General features: G+C 64.3%; 23 protein-coding genes and 1 pseudogene. 11 read left to right on the forward strand and 13 right to left on the reverse strand.

The window, feature by feature from the left end:
- Window positions 1-33 precede the first annotated feature (33 nt).
- The 4 genes and pseudogenes from F7R19_RS10305 to F7R19_RS10315 all read left to right on the forward strand — a co-directional run bounded on the left by F7R19_RS10305 (window position 34) and on the right by F7R19_RS10315 (window position 2,461).
- Window positions 34-414: a hypothetical protein gene (locus F7R19_RS10305; RefSeq protein ID WP_150980221.1), complete on the forward strand. Its 381-nt coding sequence runs from the start codon at window positions 34-36 to the stop codon at window positions 412-414.
- 384 nt (window positions 415-798) lie between these two features.
- Window positions 799-969: pseudogene (locus F7R19_RS30610) on the forward strand (CdiA C-terminal domain-containing protein); the annotation flags it as partial.
- Window positions 970-1,664: 695 nt separating this feature from the next.
- Window positions 1,665-1,958 carry a hypothetical protein gene (locus F7R19_RS10310; protein ID WP_150980222.1) on the forward strand — a complete coding sequence of 98 codons (294 nt, stop codon included), beginning with the start codon at window positions 1,665-1,667 and terminating at the stop codon, window positions 1,956-1,958.
- Between the two features lie 206 nt (window positions 1,959-2,164).
- On the forward strand, window positions 2,165-2,461 hold the full coding sequence (locus tag F7R19_RS10315) for a hypothetical protein (protein ID WP_150980225.1): 297 nt from the start codon (window positions 2,165-2,167) through the stop codon (window positions 2,459-2,461).
- A gap of 402 nt (window positions 2,462-2,863) precedes the next feature.
- Here F7R19_RS10315 and F7R19_RS10320 read toward each other — a convergent pair whose 3' ends face one another.
- Together F7R19_RS10320 and F7R19_RS10325 are read right to left on the reverse strand one after the other, a co-directional pair.
- A complete protein-coding gene (locus F7R19_RS10320; protein WP_150980227.1) occupies window positions 2,864-3,856 on the reverse strand; it encodes a Bug family tripartite tricarboxylate transporter substrate binding protein in 993 nt (330 codons plus the stop codon).
- A 220-nt stretch (window positions 3,857-4,076) separates the two neighbouring features.
- Complete coding sequence (locus F7R19_RS10325; RefSeq protein ID WP_061954467.1) at window positions 4,077-5,165, reverse strand: tartrate dehydrogenase; 1,089 nt, start codon at window positions 5,163-5,165, stop codon at window positions 4,077-4,079.
- 160 nt (window positions 5,166-5,325) lie between these two features.
- On the opposite strand from F7R19_RS10325, the gene F7R19_RS10330 reads away from it, so the two are divergent.
- Window positions 5,326-6,246: a LysR substrate-binding domain-containing protein gene (locus F7R19_RS10330; RefSeq protein WP_150980228.1), complete on the forward strand. Its 921-nt coding sequence runs from the start codon at window positions 5,326-5,328 to the stop codon at window positions 6,244-6,246.
- Window positions 6,247-6,365: 119 nt separating this feature from the next.
- Window positions 6,366-7,304: an aromatic amino acid DMT transporter YddG gene (yddG, locus tag F7R19_RS10335; protein WP_282959927.1), complete on the forward strand. Its 939-nt coding sequence runs from the start codon at window positions 6,366-6,368 to the stop codon at window positions 7,302-7,304.
- 12 nt (window positions 7,305-7,316) lie between these two features.
- Here the strand turns inward: yddG and ggt are convergent, their stop codons facing one another.
- Both ggt and F7R19_RS10345 read right to left on the reverse strand, forming a co-directional pair.
- Window positions 7,317-8,942 (reverse strand): gamma-glutamyltransferase, encoded by a 1,626-nt coding sequence (gene ggt, locus F7R19_RS10340; RefSeq protein ID WP_150980232.1) that lies wholly within the window; start codon window positions 8,940-8,942, stop codon window positions 7,317-7,319.
- A 2-nt stretch (window positions 8,943-8,944) separates the two neighbouring features.
- Window positions 8,945-9,928, reverse strand: a complete 984-nt coding sequence (locus F7R19_RS10345) for a tripartite tricarboxylate transporter substrate binding protein (protein WP_150980233.1) — start codon at window positions 9,926-9,928, stop codon at window positions 8,945-8,947.
- A 119-nt stretch (window positions 9,929-10,047) separates the two neighbouring features.
- On the opposite strand from F7R19_RS10345, the gene F7R19_RS10350 reads away from it, so the two are divergent.
- Complete coding sequence (locus tag F7R19_RS10350) at window positions 10,048-10,992, forward strand: LysR family transcriptional regulator (RefSeq protein WP_223506221.1); 945 nt, start codon at window positions 10,048-10,050, stop codon at window positions 10,990-10,992.
- 76 nt (window positions 10,993-11,068) lie between these two features.
- Here the strand turns inward: F7R19_RS10350 and F7R19_RS10355 are convergent, their stop codons facing one another.
- Complete coding sequence (locus tag F7R19_RS10355; protein WP_150980235.1) at window positions 11,069-11,944, reverse strand: LysR family transcriptional regulator; 876 nt, start codon at window positions 11,942-11,944, stop codon at window positions 11,069-11,071.
- 112 nt (window positions 11,945-12,056) lie between these two features.
- Here F7R19_RS10355 and F7R19_RS10360 point away from each other — a divergent pair, with 112 nt between their 5' ends.
- The 4 genes from F7R19_RS10360 to F7R19_RS10375 all read left to right on the forward strand — a co-directional run bounded on the left by F7R19_RS10360 (window position 12,057) and on the right by F7R19_RS10375 (window position 15,926).
- On the forward strand, window positions 12,057-12,935 hold the full coding sequence (locus tag F7R19_RS10360) for an HpcH/HpaI aldolase/citrate lyase family protein (protein ID WP_150980238.1): 879 nt from the start codon (window positions 12,057-12,059) through the stop codon (window positions 12,933-12,935).
- A gap of 51 nt (window positions 12,936-12,986) precedes the next feature.
- Complete coding sequence (locus F7R19_RS10365) at window positions 12,987-13,991, forward strand: tripartite tricarboxylate transporter substrate binding protein (protein ID WP_150980240.1); 1,005 nt, start codon at window positions 12,987-12,989, stop codon at window positions 13,989-13,991.
- A 23-nt stretch (window positions 13,992-14,014) separates the two neighbouring features.
- Complete coding sequence (locus F7R19_RS10370) at window positions 14,015-15,211, forward strand: CaiB/BaiF CoA transferase family protein (RefSeq protein WP_150980241.1); 1,197 nt, start codon at window positions 14,015-14,017, stop codon at window positions 15,209-15,211.
- A 214-nt stretch (window positions 15,212-15,425) separates the two neighbouring features.
- On the forward strand, window positions 15,426-15,926 hold the full coding sequence (locus tag F7R19_RS10375) for a hypothetical protein (RefSeq protein WP_150980242.1): 501 nt from the start codon (window positions 15,426-15,428) through the stop codon (window positions 15,924-15,926).
- A 147-nt stretch (window positions 15,927-16,073) separates the two neighbouring features.
- On the opposite strand, the gene F7R19_RS10380 is transcribed toward F7R19_RS10375, so the two are convergent.
- The 8 genes from F7R19_RS10380 to F7R19_RS10415 form a co-directional block, all read right to left on the reverse strand.
- On the reverse strand, window positions 16,074-16,535 hold the full coding sequence (locus F7R19_RS10380; RefSeq protein ID WP_150980244.1) for a nuclear transport factor 2 family protein: 462 nt from the start codon (window positions 16,533-16,535) through the stop codon (window positions 16,074-16,076).
- On the reverse strand, window positions 16,532-17,320 hold the full coding sequence (locus F7R19_RS10385) for an SDR family NAD(P)-dependent oxidoreductase (protein WP_061954514.1): 789 nt from the start codon (window positions 17,318-17,320) through the stop codon (window positions 16,532-16,534). The genes F7R19_RS10380 and F7R19_RS10385 overlap by 4 nt, the downstream gene beginning before the upstream one ends.
- Before the next feature lie 8 nt (window positions 17,321-17,328).
- Window positions 17,329-17,865, reverse strand: a complete 537-nt coding sequence (locus F7R19_RS10390; RefSeq protein WP_061954516.1) for a DUF3833 domain-containing protein — start codon at window positions 17,863-17,865, stop codon at window positions 17,329-17,331.
- A complete protein-coding gene (locus tag F7R19_RS10395; RefSeq protein ID WP_150980246.1) occupies window positions 17,862-19,157 on the reverse strand; it encodes an MFS transporter in 1,296 nt (431 codons plus the stop codon). Before F7R19_RS10395 ends, F7R19_RS10390 begins: the two co-directional genes overlap by 4 nt.
- Window positions 19,154-19,711 (reverse strand): chalcone isomerase family protein, encoded by a 558-nt coding sequence (locus F7R19_RS10400; protein ID WP_150980248.1) that lies wholly within the window; start codon window positions 19,709-19,711, stop codon window positions 19,154-19,156. Before F7R19_RS10400 ends, F7R19_RS10395 begins: the two co-directional genes overlap by 4 nt.
- A gap of 1 nt (window position 19,712) precedes the next feature.
- On the reverse strand, window positions 19,713-20,870 hold the full coding sequence (locus tag F7R19_RS10405) for an SAM-dependent methyltransferase (protein WP_223506295.1): 1,158 nt from the start codon (window positions 20,868-20,870) through the stop codon (window positions 19,713-19,715).
- Window positions 20,871-20,986: 116 nt separating this feature from the next.
- A complete protein-coding gene (locus F7R19_RS10410) occupies window positions 20,987-21,745 on the reverse strand; it encodes a DUF1365 domain-containing protein (RefSeq protein WP_150980252.1) in 759 nt (252 codons plus the stop codon).
- On the reverse strand, window positions 21,742-23,004 hold the full coding sequence (locus tag F7R19_RS10415) for an NAD(P)/FAD-dependent oxidoreductase (RefSeq protein WP_150980254.1): 1,263 nt from the start codon (window positions 23,002-23,004) through the stop codon (window positions 21,742-21,744). The genes F7R19_RS10410 and F7R19_RS10415 overlap by 4 nt, the downstream gene beginning before the upstream one ends.
- Window positions 23,005-23,050: the final 46 nt, after the last annotated feature.

Raw genomic sequence — 23,050 nt, forward strand, 5'->3', positions numbered from 1 at the left:
CATCGCCAACGCGGGACACGTCGGGTGCTGGGTATGGAGCCATTGGCGGGCTGCGAGTGCGCTGGCGGCGCCGTTGATTCGCGACCAGGTCTACGGTGCCATTGGCGGAGCGGCCAGTGCGATTGCGGCGCCGTTGATCGCGATAGCCTCTATGGGGGCAGCCAGACCGTCATCGATAACGGTGATGGCACGCAGACGATCAAGTATGGAAATGTCGGCTACAACGCCACGACCGTCGCGCTCGCGACACTCATCGGTGGTGCTGCCGGTGCATTGCTCGGGACGAACGCAACGGCGGCGGCGTTGGCGGCGCAGAACGAGGCGCTGAATAACACTACGTCCGACAAATCGGTGAAATGGGTCAAGGAGACCTACAAAGATCCTCTTGGGGACTTGGCACGTTGGGGCAAGTAGTTCCTTTCCATGCTGCCAGGGCAGTCGCCGCCGGCTCATCGCGGGTGGGATTTGGGGCTGACCTATAACGCGCTGTTAACCTCCATGGGCTTCAGTGGGGGTGGGGCTGGTCCATTGCCGAGCGCGGGCGTGCAAGATAATGTTCTGCCGACCACGACCGGCAGCCGGACGGCAGTGGCGTTAGGTGGGCCCACAAGCACGGCTGGGAAGCTCACAATCGGCGCTGGCGATTTCTCTGCAAGTGAGCGGATGGCTGCGCAATACATGGCGGATCTTGGTAACGAAGTTCTACTTCGCGCGCCAGTGGGTACAAGAGCCGGCGGGGGAACCTCGGACTTGCTCGTGAACGGTGTAGCCTACGACGTGTAACTACCTACGACGAGCAACCCAAATCGGATTGTGTCTGCGATCGCAAGTAAGAATACGCAAGCAACAGGTATCGTCCTAGACCTGACAAACTCGTCGGTAACTCCTGAGCAGCTAGGGAGTATATTGCAGCGTGTCAGAGGAGCCGGGGCAACAAACATTACTGACATTAAAATTATAAAGAGATAGATATGCCGAGCATGACTTGCAAGTGCGGTCACCGGATCACGTATGGCGAGATACCCTGTCGAGATCAGTGGCTGTTCATCTCAGATGAAGCCTATGACAAATTCTCAGGCGATGTGGATGCCGAAGACATTTATCGGGCGATGCGGCCAATGCTGAAATGCCCAAACTGTGGACGCTTGTGGGTATTTTGGGAGGGATTTGGAAAGCCCGGGTCGGCTTACAAACTAGATTAGAAGCACCCGTCTTGGCCTGTGGAAATCCTGCCAGCTAGGTCGCGTGCGCCCGTCGCAGTCCCTCAGGGCGTTGCCCCGAGACCCCAGCCCTCCCGTCTTAGCCGCCTGTTCGGGGCGGTCCCACCGTTGCAAATCCACATGGCCGTTCGGCTAGACTGGCGCATCCGCGTGCCCGCGAGGGCGTGCCGTGCTCTTTAACGAAACCAGATTGCGCGGGGGAGAATGCGCAACAGGCGCTTGGAACAGTGTCGCCGAATTACGCGACACTGAACGTTGGGATAGTCTCGGGAAAGTAGTTGCTGCACCTGCACCGCAGCCCGAGGCGATTTACGCTAGGAATCTCGAGAAGTACGGCGATAAGCTGGGGCCAACAGTCGACTGGCTTAGGGCCAAAGGCAAGAACTGGGAGGAAATTATTGAATCTGTAAGCCGGTCGGGCGGCAAGGATTTGGGGTTCTAAGAATGGGCACAGAGGAAGCAACTATTTTTCTCGGAAATGAATATGACGATGCACTTAGAGATGCCATCCATACTGTCCTTGTAAGGAGTGGTGCGGTTGGTATTGATAAGCTTTGGGGCGTTGGTGGATCGCAAGAAATTGAAACTCTGGTAGTTTGGCTCGGTATCGACTCAATAACGATCGAGGCAGAAACTTTCGTCGGCCTCACTATTGCTGGACCGAAGGCGATTGTGGAGGATATTGCTCGACAAGTGAGGCAGATATTGCGCGCTTCTGACTCTGCAAGGCAGCGTTAGCGAAAATCTCAATATACAACCGTGTGCGGTATGTTAATCAAGAGAACCCACACGACGGACTCAGAGTGAGAGATATCGGGTACGTTATCGAAGACTATGGCGATGGAAACTGCGAAGTCGAGTTCTACAATGCTGACGGCACCGCGCCGTTTGGTGGAATTTTTTCCGGCTATCCATGCACTTCCCACAGGAAGGTAATACAAGCCATGATTATCAATATTGAAAAGCCCTTGCGCTTGTGCCTTGACGTTGTCGAGACGGATAAACATGTTCCGTCAATGAGGATGCAAATCGCAGTTGATGTGCAGCAGTTCGGACATAAGCTGGCGTATAGGGGTTATGCATGGTTCGACTGCACAACGTGGGATACGTTTGTTCAGGGGCTAGCTGCGCCTGATACAACGAAAGTCTCTCTTGTTGATATGGGTGATCACTTCTCGTTGACGCTCGGCGTGGTGAGTGGGCGATCGAAGAGCGCGTCCTGCTCGGCGGGCGACATCTGATCGAACGGTGTCAGCGGTGTCATAACGGCGTGGGACAGTTCAGGTACTTGAATGGTACTTAAAAAGGACACTAGCAGAACTGTTTGGGGGCATGCCAAGGGCCAGCAGTACAAAAACTAAACAGTAACTAAACTGTTTGAGTACTTAGGCAGTACATCGCGGGGCATGCTGGTGCGGCCATCCCCTGCAACCCATGGTCGGAATACACTCTTTAGCGGCGTTGGCGGGGTGGTCGGTCCTGCGGACCTACCGTGGAGAAGACGCACTCGTGCCGCCGCTACACGCTCGTGCTCGGGGGCGGATAAGACCTATACGCGCGTGGTTTTGGAATTTGGCCGTGCGTGCGCCTCTACGCTATCGATAACACCCCCGGCAATTTCCCAAAACCAAGGCAGCACCCATTCACTCAATGTTGATCTTGCCGTCCCTGACAAGCGCGGCAAATCTGTTTGTTTCGTCGCCGATGCGCTTTGTGAAGGCTTCGGGCGTGCTCGGCATTGGCTCGGCGCCGGCGGCCAGCATGCGCTGCTGGAAATCGGGTGAATTCACGATCTTCACGATCTCGGCGTTCAGGCGTGTCACGACTTGTGCGGGGGTAGCGGCCGGAGCGAGCACGCCGAACCACGTGCCGATATCGAAGCCCTTCAGACCGGACTCTTCCATCGTCGGCACGTCAGGCAATGCGCTGGACCGTTTCGCCGTGGTCACCGCCAGCGCCTTGAGCTTGCCGGCCTTGATGTGCGGTAGCACCGTCGTCAGCGTGTCGAACGACATCGACACCTGGCCTCCCAGCAGGTCGGTGGTCAGTGGGCCGCTGCCCTTGTAAGGGACCTGCAGCAGCGTGATGCCGGTGGCCGTTTGGAACTGGGTGCCAATCAGGTGTTGCGCGGTGCCGTTGCCGTTCGATCCGTACGACATTTCCGGCGAAGCCTTCTTCGCCAGAGCTACCAGTTCCGCCACGTTTTTGGCGGGCGTTTTCGCACTGTTGACGACCAGCACGTTGGGCACCATCGCCAGCGTGGAGACAGGCGCCAGGTCCTTCTGGAAGCTGTAGGGCAGCTTTTTGTAGACCGAAGTGGCGATCGTGTGGTGCACGGCGCCCATCAGCAGCGTGTAGCCATCGGGCTTCGATTTGGCAACGTAGTCGGCGCCCAGCGTGGCGCCCGCGCCCGGGCGGTTCTCGACGATGACCGGCTGGCCTAGCGATCTCGACAACTGGTCGCCCAGCGCGCGCGCCAGGATGTCGGTGGTGCCGCCCGACGGGAACGGCACCACGAGGCTGATCGGCTTGGCTGGCCAGTCCTGCGCCGTCGCGGCGGTGGCGGCACAGAGGCCGATGGCGCAGACGGACAGGCTGACGACGCGGCAGGCAAAGTGGGTGGTGAATCGACGCATGGTTGTCTCCTTTGCTTGTAGTAATAGGAATGCGTGACAGGCCGCAAGCTCGACGCCAACAGCCCCGCGCGGCCCGCAAATGCGCGACGCATGCGTGGCGCGTCCCGCCGCTGGTGCGGCGGTTGACCGGCCGCGGTGGCTTGACGCGCAGACAGCGACGCGTGCGCGGCTCTATGCGTCTCTGCGCGGCTTTATGCGGCTTATGCGACCTGAGGCCACCCTATGCAGCCTTGGCCTGTCCGTCCGCCGCCAGAAAATCGCAGACCGCCTTGGTCACCTCCACCGTCCTTGCCTTGCCGCCGAGATCGCCGGTATGCAGTGCCGGGTTGGCGGTCACGGCTTCGATGGCGGCCATTACGCGTTGCGCGGCGGCGTTTTCGCCCAGATGTTCCAGCAGCATGACCACCGACCAGAACGTACCGACCGGGTTGGCCAGTCCCTTGCCCATGATGTCGAACGCAGACCCGTGGATCGGTTCGAACATCGACGGGTAGCGGCGCTCGGGATCGATATTGCCGGTTGGGGCGATGCCCAGGCTGCCCGCCAGCGCCGCCGCCAGATCGCTGAGGATGTCGGCGTGCAGGTTGGTGGCGACGATGGTGTCGAGCGTCGCGGGGCGGTTCACCATGCGTGCGGTGGCGGCGTCGACCAGTTCCTTGTCCCAGGTGACGTCGGGGAAGTCCTTCGCCACTTCCACCGCCACTTCGTCCCACATCACCATGGCATGGCGCTGCGCGTTCGACTTGGTGATCACGGTCAGCAGTTTGCGCGGGCGCGACTGGGCGAGTTTGAACGCGAAGCGCAGGATGCGCTCGACGCCCACACGGGTCATCATCGATACGTCGGTGGCCGCTTCGATCGGATGGCCTTGATGCACGCGGCCGCCCACGCCGGAGTATTCGCCTTCCGAGTTCTCGCGCACGATCACCCAATTCAGGTCTTCCGGCGCGCAGCGCTTGAGTGGGCCGTCGATGCCGGGCAGGATGCGCGTCGGGCGCACGTTGGCGTACTGGTCGAAGCCCTGGCAGATTTTCAGGCGCAGGCCCCACAGCGTGATGTGGTCCGGAATCTGGTTGTCGCCGGCGGACCCGAACAGGATCGCATCCTTGTCGCGCAGGGCGTCGAGGCCGTCGGCCGGCATCATCGCGCCGTGCTGGCGATAGTAGTCGCCGCCCCAGTCGAAATTCTCGAACTCGAAGCGAAAGCCGGCGCCCGAAGCCGCCAGCGCCTCCATCACTTCCCGACCGGCCGGGACCACTTCCTTGCCAATGCCGTCGCCGGGGATGGTTGCGATCTTGTACGTCTTCACCTTTCGTCTCCTGTCTGGTCTGGAAATCGGTTCCGCAGCCCCTGGCTGCTGCCGACTTTCGATAGCGCTGCTGAGCGTCGCATGCATTGTGGGCGGTGGACCAGGTTTTGGATTGCGGCTAAAGTTAATCCATTCTTAACCCACAGGTTAAAGGCGAAACATGGCTGCCAACAGTGCGATCCAGCCGGCTGAACTGGGCTTTTTCACGACGCTGGCCGCGGCCGGCAGCCTCAGCGCCGCGGCGCGCGACCTGGGCGTCACGACCGCGGCGGTGAGCAAGCGGCTGGGCCAGATGGAGATGCGCATCGGCATGCCGCTGCTGACCCGCACCACGCGGCGCATGAGCCTGACCCCGGAAGGCGAAGTGCTGCTCGAGCATGCGCGCCGCATCCTCGGTGAACTGGACGACCTCGAACAACTGCTTACCCGTGCCAAGGGCAGGCCAAGCGGCCTGCTGCGCGTCAACGCCACATTGGGTTTTGGCCGCATGCATGTGGCGCCAGTGATCGCCGAGTACAGCCGCATGTATCCCGATGTGGACGTGCAACTGCAACTGTCGGCCGATCCGCCGCCGCTGAGCGAAGACGCATTCGATGTCTGCGTGCGCTTCGGCGAGCCGCCCGACGCGCGCATCGTGGCGCGCAAGCTGGCACCCAACCGTCGCCTCCTGGTTGCGTCGCCGCGCTATCTGCGCGAGCACGGCACGCCGCAGACGCCAGCGGATCTGCATCGCCACAACTGCATCGGCATCCGCCAGGGCAGCGACGCCTATGGCGTGTGGCGGCTCACGCCGGTCAAGGGCGCCAAGGCACGCACCGAGTCGATTCACGTGCGCGGCAGGCTCACCACCAACGATGGCGAGATTGCCGTGAACTGGGCGCTGCAGGGCCATGGAATCGTGCTGCGCGCCGAATGGGACGTGGACCGCTATCTGCGCAGCGGCCGCCTGGTGCAGGTGCTGCCGCAATTCGCAACGCCCGAAGCCAACATCTATGCGGTCTACCAGCAGAGGCACCAGCTGTCGTCGCGCATCCGGCTGTTCGTGGAATATCTGGCCGAAAAGTTTGCGGCATTCGGCTAGCGCGGGCGATTTTGTGATGCCGGCGCGAAGCATCCGCAGCGTAAAACCTCCGGAAGCGCGTGCTCGCGCGCAGGCCAAGTAAACTGCTGCCCTTTACGTATCTCGCTGGTTTTATCCACATGGCAGTCATGGAAAGAAAACAGGCCACGCTGGTCGGGCTTGTTGCAGTGGTGCTCTGGAGTTCGATCGTCGGGCTGATCCGCAGCGTCAGCGAAAGTTTTGGCGCCACGGGCGGGGCCGCGCTGATGTATTCGCTGGCGGCGGTGCTGCTCTGGCTCTGCGTCGGCCCGGTGCGGCTGGGGGCGTTGCCGCGTGCGTACCGCATCTGGGGCAGCCTGTTGTTTGTGTCGTACGAACTGTGCCTGGCGCTGTCGATCGGTTACGCCAACAGCGGCCGGCAGGCTATTGAGGTGGGCATGGTCAATTATCTGTGGCCCAGCTTCACGATGCTGGCGGCGATCCTGTTCAACCGGCAACGCGCCAACTGGCTGATCGTGCCGGGTTTTGTGGTGGCCATCTTGGGCGTCACGTCGGTGCTCGGTGGCGAACAGGGGCTCGATCTGGCCAGCCTGTCGGCCAATCTGCAGGACAACCCGCTTAGTTATGGGCTGGCGTTTGCCGGCGCGATGATCTGGGCCGCCTACTGCACAGTGACGGCGCGGATTGCCGAGGGCAAGAATGGTGTCACGCTGTTTTTCATGCTGACGGCGCTGGCGTTGTGGGCCAAGTATCTGATCGCTGGCGGGGCGCCGATGGCGTTCAGCCTGGACGGTGCGATTCACCTGGCGTTGGCGGCCTGCGCGATGGGATTTGGCTATGCCGCGTGGAATGTCGGCATCCTGCACGGCAATGTCACGGTGCTGGCTGGGGCGTCGTACTTCATTCCGGTGCTGTCGGCCGCGCTGGCCGCGGCGCTGCTGGACGCGCCGCTGTCGCTGGCATTCTGGAAGGGCGCTGCGATGGTAGTGGCCGGCTCCATCCTCTGCTGGCTGGCGACGCGCGGCAAGGGCCTGCGGCCTGCGTCCGCATCCGCGCGCGCCCGACCGCAGCGCCAGTGATACCAGTGATCGCTACATCAACGCTTCGACCGAGTACGCGACACCGTCGCGCCCCGGATCCGCGCCGCCTTCGAGCTGGCCATCGCGGATGCGCACCGCGTGCACCCAGCCGATCGTGTAGTTGTAGGGATTGCGGATGACTTCGTAGCCGCGCTGCTCGAGCTGTCGCGTCACCGCGCGCGGCACGCGATTGCAGACGTCGATGGCGTTACTGGTCGACGAGAACCGCGGTGCCGACACCGCTGCTTGCATCGTCATGCCGCGATCGACCACATTGAGGATCGCCTGCAGCACGCCCATTGCGATCTGCGTGCCACCGGGCGCGCCGAGCACGATCTCGGGCTTGCCGTCGCGGAACACGATCGTCGGGCACGACGACGTGAAGCGGCGCTTGCCTGGCGCGATGCTTCCCGCGCGACCGGGCCGCGGATCGAACACGCCCATGCAGCCGTTGTACATGAAGCCCAGTCCCGGCGTGATCGCGCCCGCGGGCATCGCCAGCGAATGCGTCAGCGACACGCAGTTGCCATCGCGGTCGACCACCGAAAGATGCGTGGTATCGCGCGGCACTGCGTGTCCCGGGTTCACGCGCGTCACGGCCACGCGATGGCCGCTGCGGATCGCGTCGGCTGTCGCCGTGGCGCGTTCGGCTGAAAGCAGCGCGTCGAGCGGCACGTCGACGTAGGCCGGGTCGCCGATATGGCGATCCTTGTCGACGGTGGCCTGTTTCATGACCTCGCACAGTATCGTGATGTACTCAGGCGAGTTGTGCGGAATCGACGCCAGATCGAACTGGTCGAGCGCGTGCAGCATTTCCAGCAGCATCGCGCCGCCGCCAGGCGGCTGATTGGTTGCCACGATGCGGTCGCGGTAACGCCCGAACAGCGGCTTTTGCCGCACCGCGCGATAGCCTTCGAGATCCGCGCGCGAAATCAGCCCGCCGTGGCGCGCCATGTCCTCGACAATCGCGGCGCCGATCTCGCCGCGGTAGAAATCGTCGGCGCCCACGCGGCCGATCCGTTCCAGCACATTGGCCAGGTCGGGATTGCGCAGCGGCGAGCCGATCGACTTCGGGCTGCCGTCTTCCTTGCAATAGAGTGCGCGGCCCGACGCGCTGAAAGCCAGACGCTCGCGGTTGCTGGCGCGGCCCAGCGTTGCGTCGTCGGTCCAGAACGCATACATGCCGGGACGCACGAAGTAACCGTTGCGCGCCCAATCCACGGCTGGTGCCACCACTTCGGCCCACGGCAGGCGGCCGTGCGCGCTGTGCATCGCCTCGAGCCCGCGCAGCGTGCCCGGCGTGGCAATCGACTGATAGCCGATATCGTTGAGCCGGCCCTTGATGAAGAAGCCGAAGCCGTCGCGCGCTTCGCCTTCGAGCAAATCGGCCCACATGTCGGCCCGCGCGCTGCCCGGCGCGGTCGCGTGGAAATCGAAATACTCGTGCGCATTGCTGCCCGGCATGTACACCGCTGCGGTGCCGAACCCTGCGATGCCGCACATCAGCGGATCCACCACGGTCTGGGTCAGCGCGCAGGCCACCGCGGCGTCCACCGCGTTGCCGCCGGCCTTCAGGATTTCCGCGCCCGATTCCGCGGCTTCCGGCTGCGGGCACACCACCATTCCCTGAGTGCTCATGATCAGTTCGCCTTGAAATCGACGTCGGACATCGCGCTCTGCAGGCGGCCGGTATCGCGCTCGGTCAGTTGCATCAGCAGACTCGACGGTCCCGGCATGGGGATCACCTGCATCGTCTTCAGCTTCTGCAGCACGGACTTGTCGGCGAGGAATTTTTGCGACGCGGCGTGCAGCCGGCGGATCGTTTCGGGCGGGGTGCCCGCCTTGGCGGCGATGCCCATCCATCCCAGATCGTCAAAGCCGGTCAGCCCCAATTCGGATGCGGTGGGCACGTTGGGTAGCTCCGGCACGCGCTTGGGCGAGAACAGCACCAGCGGCACCAGCTTGCCGGCCTGGATCTGCGGCGTCGCGCTGGCCACGGTGGGCGCCATCACCTGCGTCTGTCCGCTGACCGTGCCGACGATGGCGTCGGGCTCGCCCTTGTATGGCACGTGCGTCATGCGCAGCTTCTGGTTTTTCTGAAACAGCTCGACGATCACGTGCGTGGAGTTGCCCTTGCCCGCCGAGGCAAAGTTGATCGCGTCGGGTTTGGCCTTTGCCATCGCTTCCAGATCCTGCAGCGTGCGGATGCCGGACTGCGGATTGGCAACCAGCACGAACGGCGTGGTGGTCAGCACTGCCACCGGCGCGAAGTCCACCTCGGGTTTGTAGGCAAGCGGCGCGTAGGCAAACTTGTTGAGCACCATCTGCGATACGCCGGCCAAAAACAGCGTGCAGCCATCGGCGGGCTGTGCCAGCACGTATTTCGCGGCGATGACGCCACCCGCGCCGGCCTTGTTTTCGACGACGATGGTCGTGCCCAGATCGCGGCTAGCTGCTTCGGCCCACATGCGTGCCAGCGTGTCCGTGCCGCCGCCGGCCTGCTGCGAAACCACCAGACGAATCGGCCGGTGGTTGCCCGCTTCGCCACAGGCCCAGGCAGTCGTGCTCGCGCCAAGCGCCAGGGCCGCAGCCAGCATCGTTCCCCGAATGGAGATTTTCCTCATGTCGTATCCTTGTCTTCAAGCGTGTCGTGGTTGCAGTGCGGCCGCTGCCGTCGCATTATTGCCGCGACTTTGCTGCCCTCGCCAATGAAAACTTCCGAACCAACCATGAGGAAATACTCATGCAGTCTCCGCAAGACGCCGTAGCGTGGGCCCGGCGGCTGCGCATGCGCCATCTCGAATCGTTTCTGGTGCTGATCGAAGCCGGCACGCTGACCCTGGCTGCCGACCGCCTTCACATGACCCAGTCGGCGGTTTCCCACTGGCTCAGCGAGATGGAGGAACTGGTGGGTGCGCGCCTGGTGCTGCGCGGCAAGCAAATGCGCCTGACGCCTGCCGGCGAGGCCGTGCGGAAGCTGGCGCTGCGCGTGCTGGGCGAAGTCAGCCGCACCCACGACGATCTCATCTCGCTCGAACGCGGCGAGGTGTCGCGCCTGCATATTGGCAGCGTGACGGCCGGCATCGCGCATCTATTGCCGCGCGCCATCCTTGCGTTCCGCAAGCAGGAAGGCAACGTCGCCTTCCAGGTTTCGGAGGGCGTTTTCAATCGGCTGCTGAGCCAGTTGGAAGAACGCGAGTTCGACCTGATCGTCGGTTCGATCGACGCACGCGCCTATGGGCCAACGCTGGAACACGAAGTCCTGTTCGAAGACGATATTGCGATCGTGGTCGGGCCCAGGCACCCGCTGGCGGGCGCCACCGAGCTCGCGTGGACAGACCTCTACGCTTATCCATGGGCCATGCCGCCGCGCGATACGCTGATGCGCGTGCGACTGGAAAACACGCTGCTCGAGCGCGGCGGTGCGGGCATCGTGCCAGCGCTGGAAACGGGCTCGATCATGGTGCTCGAATCGATTCTCCACGCCAGCCATTTTCTGGGCGTCTGTTCCGCCGCCATGGCAGGGCATCTGGTCGATCGCTCGCTGGTACGGCGCCTCCCGCTGGCCGATGTCGGGTCATTTGGCCCGGTAGGCGTGGTGTGGCGACGCGGCGGTCAGGATGAAACGCTTTTGAAGTTTGTCGCGACCCTGCGGCGCGAAGCCAGAAAGATGATGCGCGGGAAATAGCGGGCGCCGGGGCGGTTCATGGCGCGCAAGCAAATCGCGGCCGGCGCAAAGGGGGTTCGCGTGCGAAGTGGTTGCCTCATCGCCGCGCAGCGGCCCGCGCGTGGTCGAGGAACGATTCGATCAGCGTGGCGCACGGCGACGACCGGCGCCACAGCACGCCAAAGCGGCGCGGCTCCGTTGCGGCGGGCAGCAACAGCTTTGCTATGCGCAGCCCTGCGGTCAGCGGCGATGCAATGTCCGGGACCAGTGACACGCCCAGGCCGCGATCGACCATCATCGCGATGGCCAGCAGGGAACTGAGTTCAAAACGTTCCTGCGCCGGCGTAATGCCGGCGCGGCGCAGGTATTCGTCGGCCTGTCGGCCGCCGCCGAGATCGCGGTCGTAGCGGATCAGCGGCCGGGTTCGCAGCAGTTCATGTGGATTCGCATGTTCATCGCGCGCCTGGGCAAGCACCACCAATGGTTCCTGTCGCAGCAGTTCCCACGCAAAGCCCTTTGGCATGGCAAACGGCGGATGCAGGCACACCGCGGCATCGAGTTCGAGTTGCCTGACCGCGTCGACCAAGTCGCTCGACATGGCCGAGCGAATATGGACCGACACGCCCGGATGGGCCGATGCGAAGCGCGCCAGTGCGTCGGGCAACAGGCTGTGCAGCGCGGTATTGATCGTGCCGATGCGCAGTTCCCGCACGGCCTCTGACTGGTTGACCCAGCTCCGCAGTGCGTCCACTTCCTTCAACAGTCCGACGCAGCGCTCCGCCAGGCGCCGCCCCGCTTCAGTGGGACTGACCGTGCGGCCCGACCGCCCGAGCAGCGTGGTGCCCAGCTGTCGCTCCAATACCTGGATTTGCTGCGACACGGCTGCCGGCGTGACATTGAGGCGCCTCGCCGCTTCGGCGAGCGTGCCGGTTTCGACGACCAGCGCGAAGGCGCGAAGGTAGGCGGTTTCCATAGATTTTCTATGCTGCGAAGGTAGAAAAGTATAGTTTATCTTGCGCTTTTCATCGGCGACACTGGATGCCCTCAACGAACACATCGCACAAAATGCACACGGGTATCTGGCCATGAGAAGCAAGTTGTTCGTCCCCGGCTCGCGGCCGGAATTCTTTGCCAAGGCGCTGGCAAGCGACGCCGATGCGCTGTCCTTCGATCTCGAAGACGCGGTTGCGGAAGAAAAGAAGGGCGAGGCGCGCGATCTGCTGGCGCAGCTGCTGCGCTCGGCCGAGGCGCGCGCGACCGCGAAGACGCTGATCGTTCGCGTCAATGGCCTGAATAGCGCGCATTTCGAGGGGGACATTGCCGCGGTGGTGCTCCCGGGCGTGCATCTGATCAACCTGCCGAAACCCGCTAGCGCCGACGACGTGCGCCGCGCGGCCGCCGCGATCGAACGGGCCGAACGCGCCAATGGTTTCACCGATGCCGATGCCAGAGTGGGGCTGTTGCTGAACATCGAATCGCCCCAGGCGCTGCGGTGTGCCGCGGAACTGGCGTGCGCCCATGCGCGCGTGGCGGGATTGCAATTGGGTCTTGGCGATCTGTTCGAGCCGGCCGGCATCCACCGGCGCAATACTGCTGCGATCGCGTCGGCGATGTTCGCGGTGCGCATGGCGGCGGCCGAGGCCAACGTCTTCGCCTATGACACGGTGTTCGCCAATATTCGCGATGCGGAAGGCTTTCGCGCCGAAGCGGAACTGTCACGCCAGATGGGATTCCTCGGCAAGAGCTGCATCCACCCGAGCCAGATCGCGCTGGCCAACGAAGTCTATCGCCCCACCGATGACGAGATCGCGCATGCGGTGCGTGTCGTTGCGGCTGCCGCGCAGGCCCAGGCTGATGGCGTCGGCGCCTACGTGGTCGACGGCAAGATGATCGACGGGCCGTTCGTGCGCCGCGCGCAGGCCACGGTCGAGATCGCCAGGCGGCTCGGACTCGTCGCGGCCTGACGGCGCGCACGGGTGCCGCACAAATAAAAAAACCACACAGGAGACAAAACCATGACGACCTTGCAGTCGCGCCTGCACCGGCATCGCGCCGCCGCATGCCTTGCGTTTATCGCCGCGGCGGGCGGCCTCGCGGCGGCGTCCGGCGCGATGGCCGAAAGCGCCTATCCGTCGAAGCCGATCACGGTCATCGTGCCGTATCCGCCGGGCGGATCGAACGACCTGTTCGCGCGCATCGTGGCCAAGGAGATCGGCGAGGAACTGAAGCAGCCGGTGATCATCGACAACCGTCCGGGCGCCAGTGGCAATACCGGAACCGGCATGGTGGCCAAGGCCGCGCCGGACGGCTACACGCTGGTGGCGGTGTCGTCGAGTTTGACCACCAACGCGGCGGTGCAGGGCAAGCTGCCCTACGACGCGGTAAAGAGCTTCGCGCCCGTGGCGATGGTGGCGCAGGGGCCGTTTATCGTGGCTGTCAGCAACGACTTCCCGGCCAAGACCCCGCAGGAACTGATCGACACGATCCGCGCCAATCCCGGCAAGTTCAACTATGCGTCTTCCGGACCCGGCAGCGTCAATCAGTTCGGCACCGAACTGCTCAAGGCCAAGGCCGGCAAGCTGAACATCACACACGTGCCCTATCGTGGCATGGGCCCGGCCGTGACCGACCTGATCGGCAACCAGACCCAGTTGCTGATTTCGAGCGGACCGTCGCTGTTGCCGATGGTGCGCGCCGGCAAGGTCCGCGCGGTGGGCATCACGAGCCTCAAGCCGAGCCCGGTTGCGCCGGAGCTGACGCCGATGGCCAGCGCGGTGCCCGGCTACGAGTTCGAACTCTGGTGGGGCTTTCTCGCGCCGGCCGGCACGCCGCCGGCGATCGTCGCGCGGCTCAATGCCGCTGTGAACCACGCGCTGGAGAAGCCCGCCGTGAAGGCGGCGATCCTCAAGGAGGGCGCCGAGGCAAAGCCGGTTACGCCGCAGCAGTTTGCCGAGACCATCGCCGACGATGTGGCGCGCTGGAAGGTGCTTGCCAAACAGCAGAACATCGTCGTGGACTGAACTGCTCGCGATCCGGAGACCGTATGCAAAGCCATATCACTACACAGGACGACGTGTTTGCCTCGCACCGCGCGGGTCGAGCGGGCCCGTTAAGCGGCGTGCGCGTGCTGGACCTCAGCGCCTATATCGCCGGCCCCTACGGCTGCTCGCTGCTGGCAGACCAGGGCGCCGACGTCATCAAGGTCGAGCCGCCCGCGGGCGACAATCTGCGCAAGTATCCGTCCACGCTGGAAGCCGAAAGCCGCGCCTTTCTTGGCGTCAACCGAAGCAAGCTCGGGGTCGTGCTCGACCTGAAGGATCCCGCCGATCTGGATCGCCTGCTGGCGCTGGTGCGCAATGCCGATGTGCTGGTGCACAACTTCCGGCCCAGCGTGCCGGGCCGGCTTGGTATCGGCTACGAACAGCTCTGCGCCGTCAATCCGCGCCTGATCTACTGCGCCGTCACGGGCTATGGCGAAACCGGACCGCTGAAGGACAAGGCCGGCTACGACCAGGTGCTGCAGACCATGACCGGGATGTGCACGCTGCAGGGCAAGCAGGGTGGGCAGCCAGAAATCCTGTATGGCTCGATCGTGGACTACTACGCATCGGCGCTGGTGGCGGGTGCGGTGTCGTCGGCGCTCTACGAGCGCGAGAAGAGCGGGGCGGGGCAGTATGTCGGCGTATCGCTGCTGCGCGCGGCGCTGACCATGCAATCGGCGCGCATGGTGTGGGCCGAATCGGAACCTAGGGAAGTCGGCCGCGACATGCGTTCCGGCGGCATTACCGGCATTCATCCCACCCGCGACGGCTACATCTATATTTCGGCCAACACCCCGCACTTCTGGCGCGCGCTGTGCGAAAAAACCGGTCTGGCCGATCTGCTGTCGACCGATCGTTACGACAGCGTGCGCAAGCGCGCCCAACATCAGGCCGAAATCCTCCCACGCCTGCACGCCGCGTTGCAGCAGCGCTCGGCGCTGGAGTGGGAGGCACTGTTCGGCGAAGAAGTGCCGTGTGCAGCCGCTCGATCGGTGGAGGATATGTTCGACTTTCCGCAAGTGACGGCCGAAGCGATGGTGGCCACCTTCGAGCACCCTGTCGTCGGCCGCTATCGCGGCTTCACGCGCGCGGTGACGTTCGGTCGCACGCCCGGCCCCGAGCCGTTCGCCGCGCCCGCGCTCGATCAGCATGGCGATCATGTGCGTGCGGCGGCGGACAGGCTGGCGCGCCACGTCTGAACTGCAATCATCGGCAGCCAATTCGGCAGGCGTCTTTCCAGCAAGAAATAGCGAATGCCGGATAAGTTGCCGGCGCATAAATCCTTGCTGCGGACATGCAATATCGCACCGAGGTACCCCGCAAAAGGGGTACGTCGCGTATATGCAATATTTGGAAAAAAAGTCCAAATAATGGATTACATTGCGGGACCAAAAAAAATGACGAAAGGGTCCTATGAAAGTAGCGAGTATTGCTGCAGCGGTTGCTGTCACCATTCTTTCCGGCTGCGCATCCATTGCGGGTAGTTCCAGTCAACCGATCTCGGTTCAGGCGATGAAATCGGGTTCGCAGGTATCGGGTGCCGTATGCGAACTGACGAACGATAAGGGATCGTGGTTCGTGACGACGCCAGGGTCCGTGACAGTGCACAAGGCATACGGTGACATGAGCATCAAGTGCCAGAAGGAAAGCATTGACCCGGCGCTCACCACCGCCAAGTCGTCGGCCAATGGCCTGGTGTTTGGCAACATCCTGTTCGGCGGGCTGATCGGCCTCGCCGTGGATATGGGCACCGGCGCGGGGTACGACTATCCCACCATGGTCACCGTGCTAATGGATACCATGCCGACGCCGGAAGCCGCAGCCGTCAAGACAGTTGCACAAGCTACGGCAACGAAGGCTGATCTGGCCAGCGCACAGCCTGCCGCCGCTCCCAACGCCGCAGAAACCAAGTAATCGATCCGTCCTGCCCACAAGAGCAACACCCGCGGTCCTTTGCAGGATGCGCGGGTGTCATCGTTTGGGCGTAGACCGAAGCCGCGCCCCGGCGTTGCCTTAGCCGATGCGGACGGTCATGTCTGCGCTGCCGATGCGAAGCGCGCGCTATCCCTGGGTCGCAAATCGTTTGGTGAGCCAGCGCACCGGAGCGCCGATTATCGGCAGCTGTCGCCACAGCGTCGCGGCGTCCCAGAAATCCTGATGATCGGAAACTCGGCCATGCGCATTGAAGTGCAGACGGCTGCAGCCAGGGACGTCGAATGCGCGCCCGCGCACCTTGCCTGTGAATGTCCAGGGGACATAGGCGTCGGCGCCGCTCGCCATCGGCGTGGCCATCGTAAAGCGCGGTGACTCCACCGTGTTGAACATGTGGACGAAGATCGCGTGAATTGCCGCGGTGCCCCGCACGTCATTGAAGGGATCGCGAAATCGCGCGTCCGGCGCGTAAAACTGCCCCAGCATTTCAAGAGACGCCGGTGTCAGTGTCTCGTACCAGGCAAGCAGTGCGCACAGGCTGTCCCGATGCGAGGGATCGGTCGGAGGCGGCAGGTCGGTTGCAGGGTTCATGATGTACGGGCCAGTCGTTGCAGCAAGCCGAGACTGATGCGGTAGGGTAGCAGGCTGACAAGACGAACCGCGCGCGTGAAGCGCAGCGGAAAGGCTATTTCAAAACTGCCCCGCGCGAATCCGGCCAGGATGTCCCGCGCCGCGATTTCCGGTGTGATCAACGCGGGCATCTTGAACGCGTTCAGTGCGGTCAGGCGAGATTTGACGAAGCCGGGATTGATCAGGTAGATGCCAAGCCCATGACCATGCAGTTCGGCGTACAGAACTTCCGCCAGATTGATCAGCGCGGCCTTTGTCGGGCCATATAGCGTGGCGTTCGGCAGTCCGATGTAGCCGGCGGCGCTTGCCACGATGGCCAGTCCGCCCGAGCGCTGCGACAGCATGGTGGGCAGGATCGCATCGAGCCCATAGTACACACCGCACAGATTCGTCTCGATCGTATGGTGGGCCTCTTCGGCGCTGACCTGCCAGGGCCGCAGGGGGCGGTATTCGGCCGCGCAGAACACGACCAGATCCACGCCTTGCCATGCCTGGCACAGCGCATGGTGGGTCGCTGTCCAGTCGCCTGGACGGTTCACGTCCATCGGCAATGCGACGCCGTTCGGATGGCCCGCGACCACCGCATGGAGGCCTTCGGGCCGGCGCGCCGACACGGCGACCCATGCCCCTTTGTCGAGCAAAGCCCTGGCGAGCGCCGCGCCGATGCCGCTGGACGCGCCGACCACCCACACGCGCTTATCGCGCCAGTCGCGCAAGCGCGGATTCAAATGCAGACCGAAGCCCATGAGGGATCCTATTGGGCCGGGCGACGAAAGGCGATCGTCACTTGTCCGACCTCGAAACCAAACTTTGTGACGCGCGCGCGATTGATCATCGTCTGCGGGTCGATGAGTACCATCATGTCGTCGAACTGGACTTCATACACGTCGTCGTCGACCGGCAAGCGCATCGTGTAATGCCAGCGCAGGACGTTGCCGGCCACCTGACCTGCCGCCGTGCCGACGATGTCGGGCGCGCTGCCCTGCCATGTGCCGTCGGCCTGCCGGCGGAGCGTCCAGGTGCGCTCCTGCGTGGTGCCGTCGCTGTAGTGGAAGGCCTCGTGCAAAACAAAACCGTCCTGCGTTGTCTGGCCGTTCAGAACCACATGGAATCGCTTGACGATCTCTCCGCTGCGTTTCTGGAACATGCCCCACGCCTCGGTCCTGCCCGCAAAGTACTGGGTGATGTCGAGCACCGGTTTTTCCTGTGCGTATCGGCTGACATCAGGTGTGGAGCATGCGGTGGCCAGCACGGTGGCGGCTGCCACGATCAGTGCAGCGAGCGGTCTCATGGAAAATTCTCCGTAACGGCGCGCGATGGCTCGCGCAATGCGGCCAGCGCGGCCAGCTTGAACAGGCAGGGCAAGCCCGCGTAGGCCAGCGCCAGCGCCAGCCCCGCGCCGCCGGTGGCGGGATTGCCGGGCTGATAGCCGAACCATGCCAGCGCCGGCAGCGATAGCGCCGAGATGGCGAGGCAAAGCTTGCCGATCAGCGTCCAGATGCCAAAGTAGGCGCCCGCGCCTTCGCCGTCCGGTATGCAGCGGGCGAGTAGAACCGGCGGCAATGCGAGATCGGCGCCCAGCGCCGCGCCGCATACGACGCAGACTGCCAGGAACGGCGCGACGTCGCCGGGCCCCAGCGTGGCTGCCCAGACGAACGCGGCGATGGCCAGACCCATTGCCGCGCGCCACGCGGAGCGCGGGCCGATGCGTGCCGATATTCGCACCCAAAGTGGCAAGCCCAGCGCCGCGGCCAGGAAATACGCGGCCAGACTTGGCGCCACCCATTGCGCCGCGCCGAGCCGGTCCTCGATAAAGAACACGGCCAGCGACGCCGGTATCGCGACGGACAGGCCATTCAGGAAATAGGGCGCCAAGATCATTCGGAACGACGCATTGACGCGCACCGGTGTCCACAGGCTTGCAATGGTGTGCGCAAAGCCGCCGCGTCCGGATCGGCCGTCTGCCGTGCGCGGCGCCATCCGCCAGGGCGGCGCAAAGCGCAGCAGGCACAGCGCACCGATCAGCAACATCGCGAACAGCGCGATAAACGGGACCATCGCGTGCTGTGGTGTCTGGTCGTCTGCAGCCAGCAGCCCCGCGGGCGCGGCGCTGGCGATGAGCACCCCGATCACGCCAGCCCCTTCGCGCCAGGCCGCGGCACGGGTCAGCACGTCGCTGTCGCTTGCCAGCCGTGCACCCCAGGCCAGGTAGGCGACGTTGATAAAGCTGTGCGCGGCATAGATCGCGACCAGCGCCACGGCAAACCATACGGCCAGCGCAACGCCTGCCACCGGCGGCATCCATAACGCGGCAAACGCGCCAACCAGGCACAACGCGGCGATCCACAGCGCCATCGACAGGCCGCGGCCACGCGCCAGCGTATCGGCCAGGCGGCCGAGCAGCGGGTCCTGTGCGGTATCGACAAGGCGCGTTAGGAACAGGATCAGCCCGGCCGTCGAAAGCGGCATGCCAAGACGCGCGGTGTAGTAGGCCGGCGCCTGGACGTAGATGGGCAGCGCCACCATGGCGAGAGGCAAGCCCATCGCGCCATAGGCGGCGAGTTGTGCGGTGCGCGCGGTCATCGCGCCAACCCCAGCAGTTTCTGACGCAAGCCTGGGTCCCGCGTGGCCGGGCCCAGCCAGATGGAAAAGAATGCGCGCGCCAGCGCTGGATCGTCGATCTGGCCGGTTGCGCGGTCATTGGCGTAGAAACGTGCGCCTTGATTCGGCAGGTAAACGCCGGTCAGCCGATCTCCCGCGCGCACGTCCACCATGACCCGCGACAGCGCATCGCGCCAGCGCTGGAGCGTGGCGTCGGAGAGCGAATGGCCCTGCATGCGCACGATTTCGTCGATGCTCGTGTCCACCAGGCGCTGCGCGCCGATGTCCCGCGCATAGACCAGACGCAGCGCCAGGGGCGCGTCGAGCACGCTCGCCGGATCGGCCGGCGCGGCAGACACGAGCGATGCCGATGGCTGTCCCATCCACAACTGCGCCTCATAAATGCGCATTCCCAGCCAGCGGTAGTCGCCCTGTCCGATCATCTGCGCATGCGGCAGCGCATCGCGCCACGCCTCGGCCGCTATGCCAGGCAATGTGGACAATCCGAGCAGCAGCGCCGCCAGTTGGCGTTTCATGCTAATTCTCGCGCGTCAGAAGAAACTGCATGACGTCGGTGCGGCCCGCATCGAACCCGGCTTCGCAGTAGCAGAGATAGAGCCGCCACATGCGCACGAAAGTCTCGTCGAAGCCGAGCGCGAGGACGTCCTCGATATGCGCCTCGAAGCGTTGGCGCCAGCGCCGCAATGTTTCGGCATAGTCCCGGCCGAACGTCAGGACTGTCTGGCTCGAGAATCCTCCGCGCCGCGCCGCCTCGGCAAAGCGCGCGGGGCTGGGCAGCATGCCGCCGGGAAAGATGTACGCGCGGATAAAGTCGCCGCTTTGCCGATAGGCGTCGAAGCGCGCATTGTCGATCGTGATCGACTGGATCACGGCCTGTCCGCCTGGGCGCAGCCTGCGGTTGAGCTGATCGAAAAAACCCGGCCAGTACGCCTGGCCGACCGCTTCGAACATCTCGATGGACACGACGGCATCGTAGGTGCCCTGCAGATCGCGATAGTCGCGCAGTTCCAGCGTAATGCGATCGCTCAGGCCCGCCTGCGCAACGCGTGTCTGCGCCAGTGCAAGCTGCGCGGCGGAGATCGTCACGCCATGCACCTGCACGCCGCGCCGGGCCGCATGCAGGGCGAATCCACCCCAGCCGCAGCCGATTTCGAGCACGCGCATGCCCGGTTGCAGCGCAAGCGCATCGCAGATATGGGCGTACTTGGCTTCCTGCGCCGCTTCGAGCGAAAGGTCGCTGCGGCCGCCGAACAGCGCGGCCGAATAGCTCCAGGTTTCGTCGAGCCATAGCGCATAGAACGGGTTGCCCAGATCGTAGTGCGCGTGGATATTGCGCCGGCTGCCCGCGCGCGTGTTGCGCCGGAGCAGATGCTGCAACTGCTGCCAGCGGCGTGCCAGCCAGGTGCCGGCGATGGTCCGGGACAGGGCCGATTCGTTGTCCAGCGCCACGCGCAGCACGGCCACCAGGTCGGGACTGTCGATCCAGCCGGCGCGATACGCATCGGCAAAACCGATATCGCCGGCGCGCAGGATCGCTTCGCACGCGCGCCAGTCGCGCAGCGTCAGCCTAGCCCCCGGCGCTTGATGCGGATCGCCGTATACCGTCTCTTGGCCGTCCGGCCGTAAGAGCACCAGATGGCCCACGTCCATGCGCTCGAGCGCGGCCAGGAACATTCGGACTGACAAGGATGTCCGGGACGGCAGCAGGGTAGGGGCAAATGGTTGGAGCAACGCACGCTGGTGGAAGGGCAGGCGGTTCATATGAGCAGGAAGTGCCGGGAAAAATGGGGTTAACCGACGGGCGGGGCCGACGGCGGATGCTTGCCATGGAACGGCACCGATCTCCACCACAGGCGCACCGCCTGCCAGTGGATGCGCACAATGACCGCAATTGCAGCCCACGGCTGCGCGGCCAGTACCGCCAGCATGCGGCGCAGGGTGAGCGGCCCCTTGCGCCCGCCGATCGAGGTGCGCAGCAACAGGCCGTCGTCGTCGTAATAATCGATGCCGACGTAGGCCGTTTCCTCGGTTTCGCGTATATGAAACGCGTAGTGACCCTGCACGGTGTTGAAGGGCGATACATGCAGCCGCTTGCGTGTGGCAAGCACGGTGTGCGTGTGGATCGGCCCCAGGTCAGGCGCGGTCACCAGATAGGCGTGGTGATCGCCAAAGGTGTTGTTGACCTCGGCCACCAGTGCGCGCAGTGCGCCTGCGCGGTCGTGGCAATACCAGAAGCTGACCGGATTGAAGACGTAGCCGAACAGGCGCGGCGTGGTCTGCAGCCAGATCGGTCCGTCGTCGGGCAGGCCCGCCGCCGCCAGACGCGGGCGGACCCAGTCGCCAAGGCTGGATCCATCGCGCGGGCCATAGTCGCGCGTATGCAGGCTGACCAGCCTGGTCCGGTCGACGCCGAACCACCAGCGCCGCAGGCTGGGCATCGCGTCGATATCGACGCGCACGCAGAACACCGGGTAGACAAAGCGATTGCGAGCGGGACGCAAGCGGTCGTGCATCACGCGGCAGCGCAGGAGCCAGGCGGTCGCCGTCATAGTCGTGCCCATGCCGGCAAGGCGCCGAAATCGCGCACCACGCGTAGCGCTGATTTCAATCCGTCCTCGTGAAAGCCATAACCGGTCCATGCGCCGGCGTACCAGGTGCGTCGCTCGCCCTGCAATGCCGGCAGGCGCTGCTGCGCCGCAATGGCCGCCAGGTCGAACAGAGGATGCGCGTAGTGGAAGCGCCGCAGCTCCGTGCCGGGCGCGGGATCGCGATAGGCGTTGAGCGTGACCACCACGGGCGTGCGGAACGGCAGCGGCTGCAACTGGTTGAGCAGATAGCTGACGCATACGGCGCGCTGTGCGTCGCCATGGCGGCGGCCCAGGTAGTTCCAGGCGGACCATACGCGTGTGCGGCGCGGCAGCAGCGTGGCGTCGGTATGCAGGATCGCCACGTTGGGGGCATAGCGCACGCTGCCCAGCACAGCGCGTTCGGCCGGCGATGCGTCGGCAAGCATCCGCAAGGTGTCTGGCGCGTGCGTGGCAAAGACGATCGCATCGAAGCGCGCAGTGCACTCGTCGGTCATGACAGAAACGCCGTCCTCGTCGCGGCGTACGGCGCGCACTGCCACGCCCAGACGGATGTCGTCGAGCCGCGCAGCGATACGCTGCACGTAACTGCGCGCGCCGCCATCCACGGTGCGCCATTGCGGGCGATTGCGCACCTGCAGCAGCGCATGATTGAGGCAGAAGCGCAGAAACGTTGCCGCCGGAAAATGCAGCACGTCAGCCGTCGCGCATGACCAGATCGCGGCCGCCATCGGCAGCAGGTAGTGCTGGCGAAACGGCTGCCCATACTGGCCGGCGGTGAGCAGATCGCCAAGCGAGCAACCGCTGCGCTCGGCAAGCGCCAGATGGCTTTGCGCAGCGCCGTTGAATCGCAGGATGTCGCGCAGCATGCCAAGGAAAGTTGGCGAGAACGCATTGGCGCGCTGCGCAAATACGGTGTTCATATTGCTGCCGGCCCATTCGAGCCGCCCGTCGTCCAGCGACACCGCAAAGGACATGTCGCTGGCATGCGAGCGCACGCCCAGCGCTTCGAACATCGCCACCAGATTCGGGTAGGTGCGGTCGTTGAAAACCAGAAAGCCCGTGTCGACGGGACAGGTGTGGCCGTCCAGCGTGACATCCACGGTATTGGAGTGGCCGCCGAGATAATCGCCGGCCTCGAACAGCGTGACGGCGTGATCGCGACCAAGCAGCCATGCCGTGGCTAGCCCCGAGATCCCGGCGCCCACCACGGCAATGCGCATTCCCTTCTGAGTGACCGAACAAGCGCCCACGCTGCACCTTTCTGGT

The organism is Cupriavidus pauculus, assembly GCF_008801835.1.
Lineage (GTDB): Bacteria > Pseudomonadota > Gammaproteobacteria > Burkholderiales > Burkholderiaceae > Cupriavidus > Cupriavidus pauculus.

Bases quoted from the DNA above. Each gene is read 5' to 3' on its own strand.
- F7R19_RS10305 (WP_150980221.1), top strand. From the start codon at position 34: ATGGAGCCATTGGCGGGCTGCGAGTGCGCTGGCGGCGCCGTTGATTCG.
- F7R19_RS10310 (WP_150980222.1), top strand. From the start codon at position 1,665: ATGGGCACAGAGGAAGCAACTATTTTTCTCGGAAATGAATATGACGAT.
- F7R19_RS10315 (WP_150980225.1), top strand. From the start codon at position 2,165: ATGATTATCAATATTGAAAAGCCCTTGCGCTTGTGCCTTGACGTTGTC.
- F7R19_RS10320 (WP_150980227.1), bottom strand. From the start codon at position 3,856: ATGCGTCGATTCACCACCCACTTTGCCTGCCGCGTCGTCAGCCTGTCC.
- F7R19_RS10330 (WP_150980228.1), top strand. From the start codon at position 5,326: ATGGCTGCCAACAGTGCGATCCAGCCGGCTGAACTGGGCTTTTTCACG.
- yddG (WP_282959927.1), top strand. From the start codon at position 6,366: ATGGCAGTCATGGAAAGAAAACAGGCCACGCTGGTCGGGCTTGTTGCA.
- ggt (WP_150980232.1), bottom strand. From the start codon at position 8,942: ATGAGCACTCAGGGAATGGTGGTGTGCCCGCAGCCGGAAGCCGCGGAA.
- F7R19_RS10345 (WP_150980233.1), bottom strand. From the start codon at position 9,928: ATGAGGAAAATCTCCATTCGGGGAACGATGCTGGCTGCGGCCCTGGCG.
- F7R19_RS10350 (WP_223506221.1), top strand. From the start codon at position 10,048: ATGCAGTCTCCGCAAGACGCCGTAGCGTGGGCCCGGCGGCTGCGCATG.
- F7R19_RS10355 (WP_150980235.1), bottom strand. From the start codon at position 11,944: ATGGAAACCGCCTACCTTCGCGCCTTCGCGCTGGTCGTCGAAACCGGC.
- F7R19_RS10360 (WP_150980238.1), top strand. From the start codon at position 12,057: ATGAGAAGCAAGTTGTTCGTCCCCGGCTCGCGGCCGGAATTCTTTGCC.
- F7R19_RS10365 (WP_150980240.1), top strand. From the start codon at position 12,987: ATGACGACCTTGCAGTCGCGCCTGCACCGGCATCGCGCCGCCGCATGC.
- F7R19_RS10370 (WP_150980241.1), top strand. From the start codon at position 14,015: ATGCAAAGCCATATCACTACACAGGACGACGTGTTTGCCTCGCACCGC.
- F7R19_RS10375 (WP_150980242.1), top strand. From the start codon at position 15,426: ATGAAAGTAGCGAGTATTGCTGCAGCGGTTGCTGTCACCATTCTTTCC.
- F7R19_RS10380 (WP_150980244.1), bottom strand. From the start codon at position 16,535: ATGAACCCTGCAACCGACCTGCCGCCTCCGACCGATCCCTCGCATCGG.
- F7R19_RS10385 (WP_061954514.1), bottom strand. From the start codon at position 17,320: ATGGGCTTCGGTCTGCATTTGAATCCGCGCTTGCGCGACTGGCGCGAT.
- F7R19_RS10390 (WP_061954516.1), bottom strand. From the start codon at position 17,865: ATGAGACCGCTCGCTGCACTGATCGTGGCAGCCGCCACCGTGCTGGCC.
- F7R19_RS10395 (WP_150980246.1), bottom strand. From the start codon at position 19,157: ATGACCGCGCGCACCGCACAACTCGCCGCCTATGGCGCGATGGGCTTG.
- F7R19_RS10400 (WP_150980248.1), bottom strand. From the start codon at position 19,711: ATGAAACGCCAACTGGCGGCGCTGCTGCTCGGATTGTCCACATTGCCT.
- F7R19_RS10405 (WP_223506295.1), bottom strand. From the start codon at position 20,870: ATGTTCCTGGCCGCGCTCGAGCGCATGGACGTGGGCCATCTGGTGCTC.
- F7R19_RS10410 (WP_150980252.1), bottom strand. From the start codon at position 21,745: ATGACGGCGACCGCCTGGCTCCTGCGCTGCCGCGTGATGCACGACCGC.
- F7R19_RS10415 (WP_150980254.1), bottom strand. From the start codon at position 23,004: ATGCGCATTGCCGTGGTGGGCGCCGGGATCTCGGGGCTAGCCACGGCA.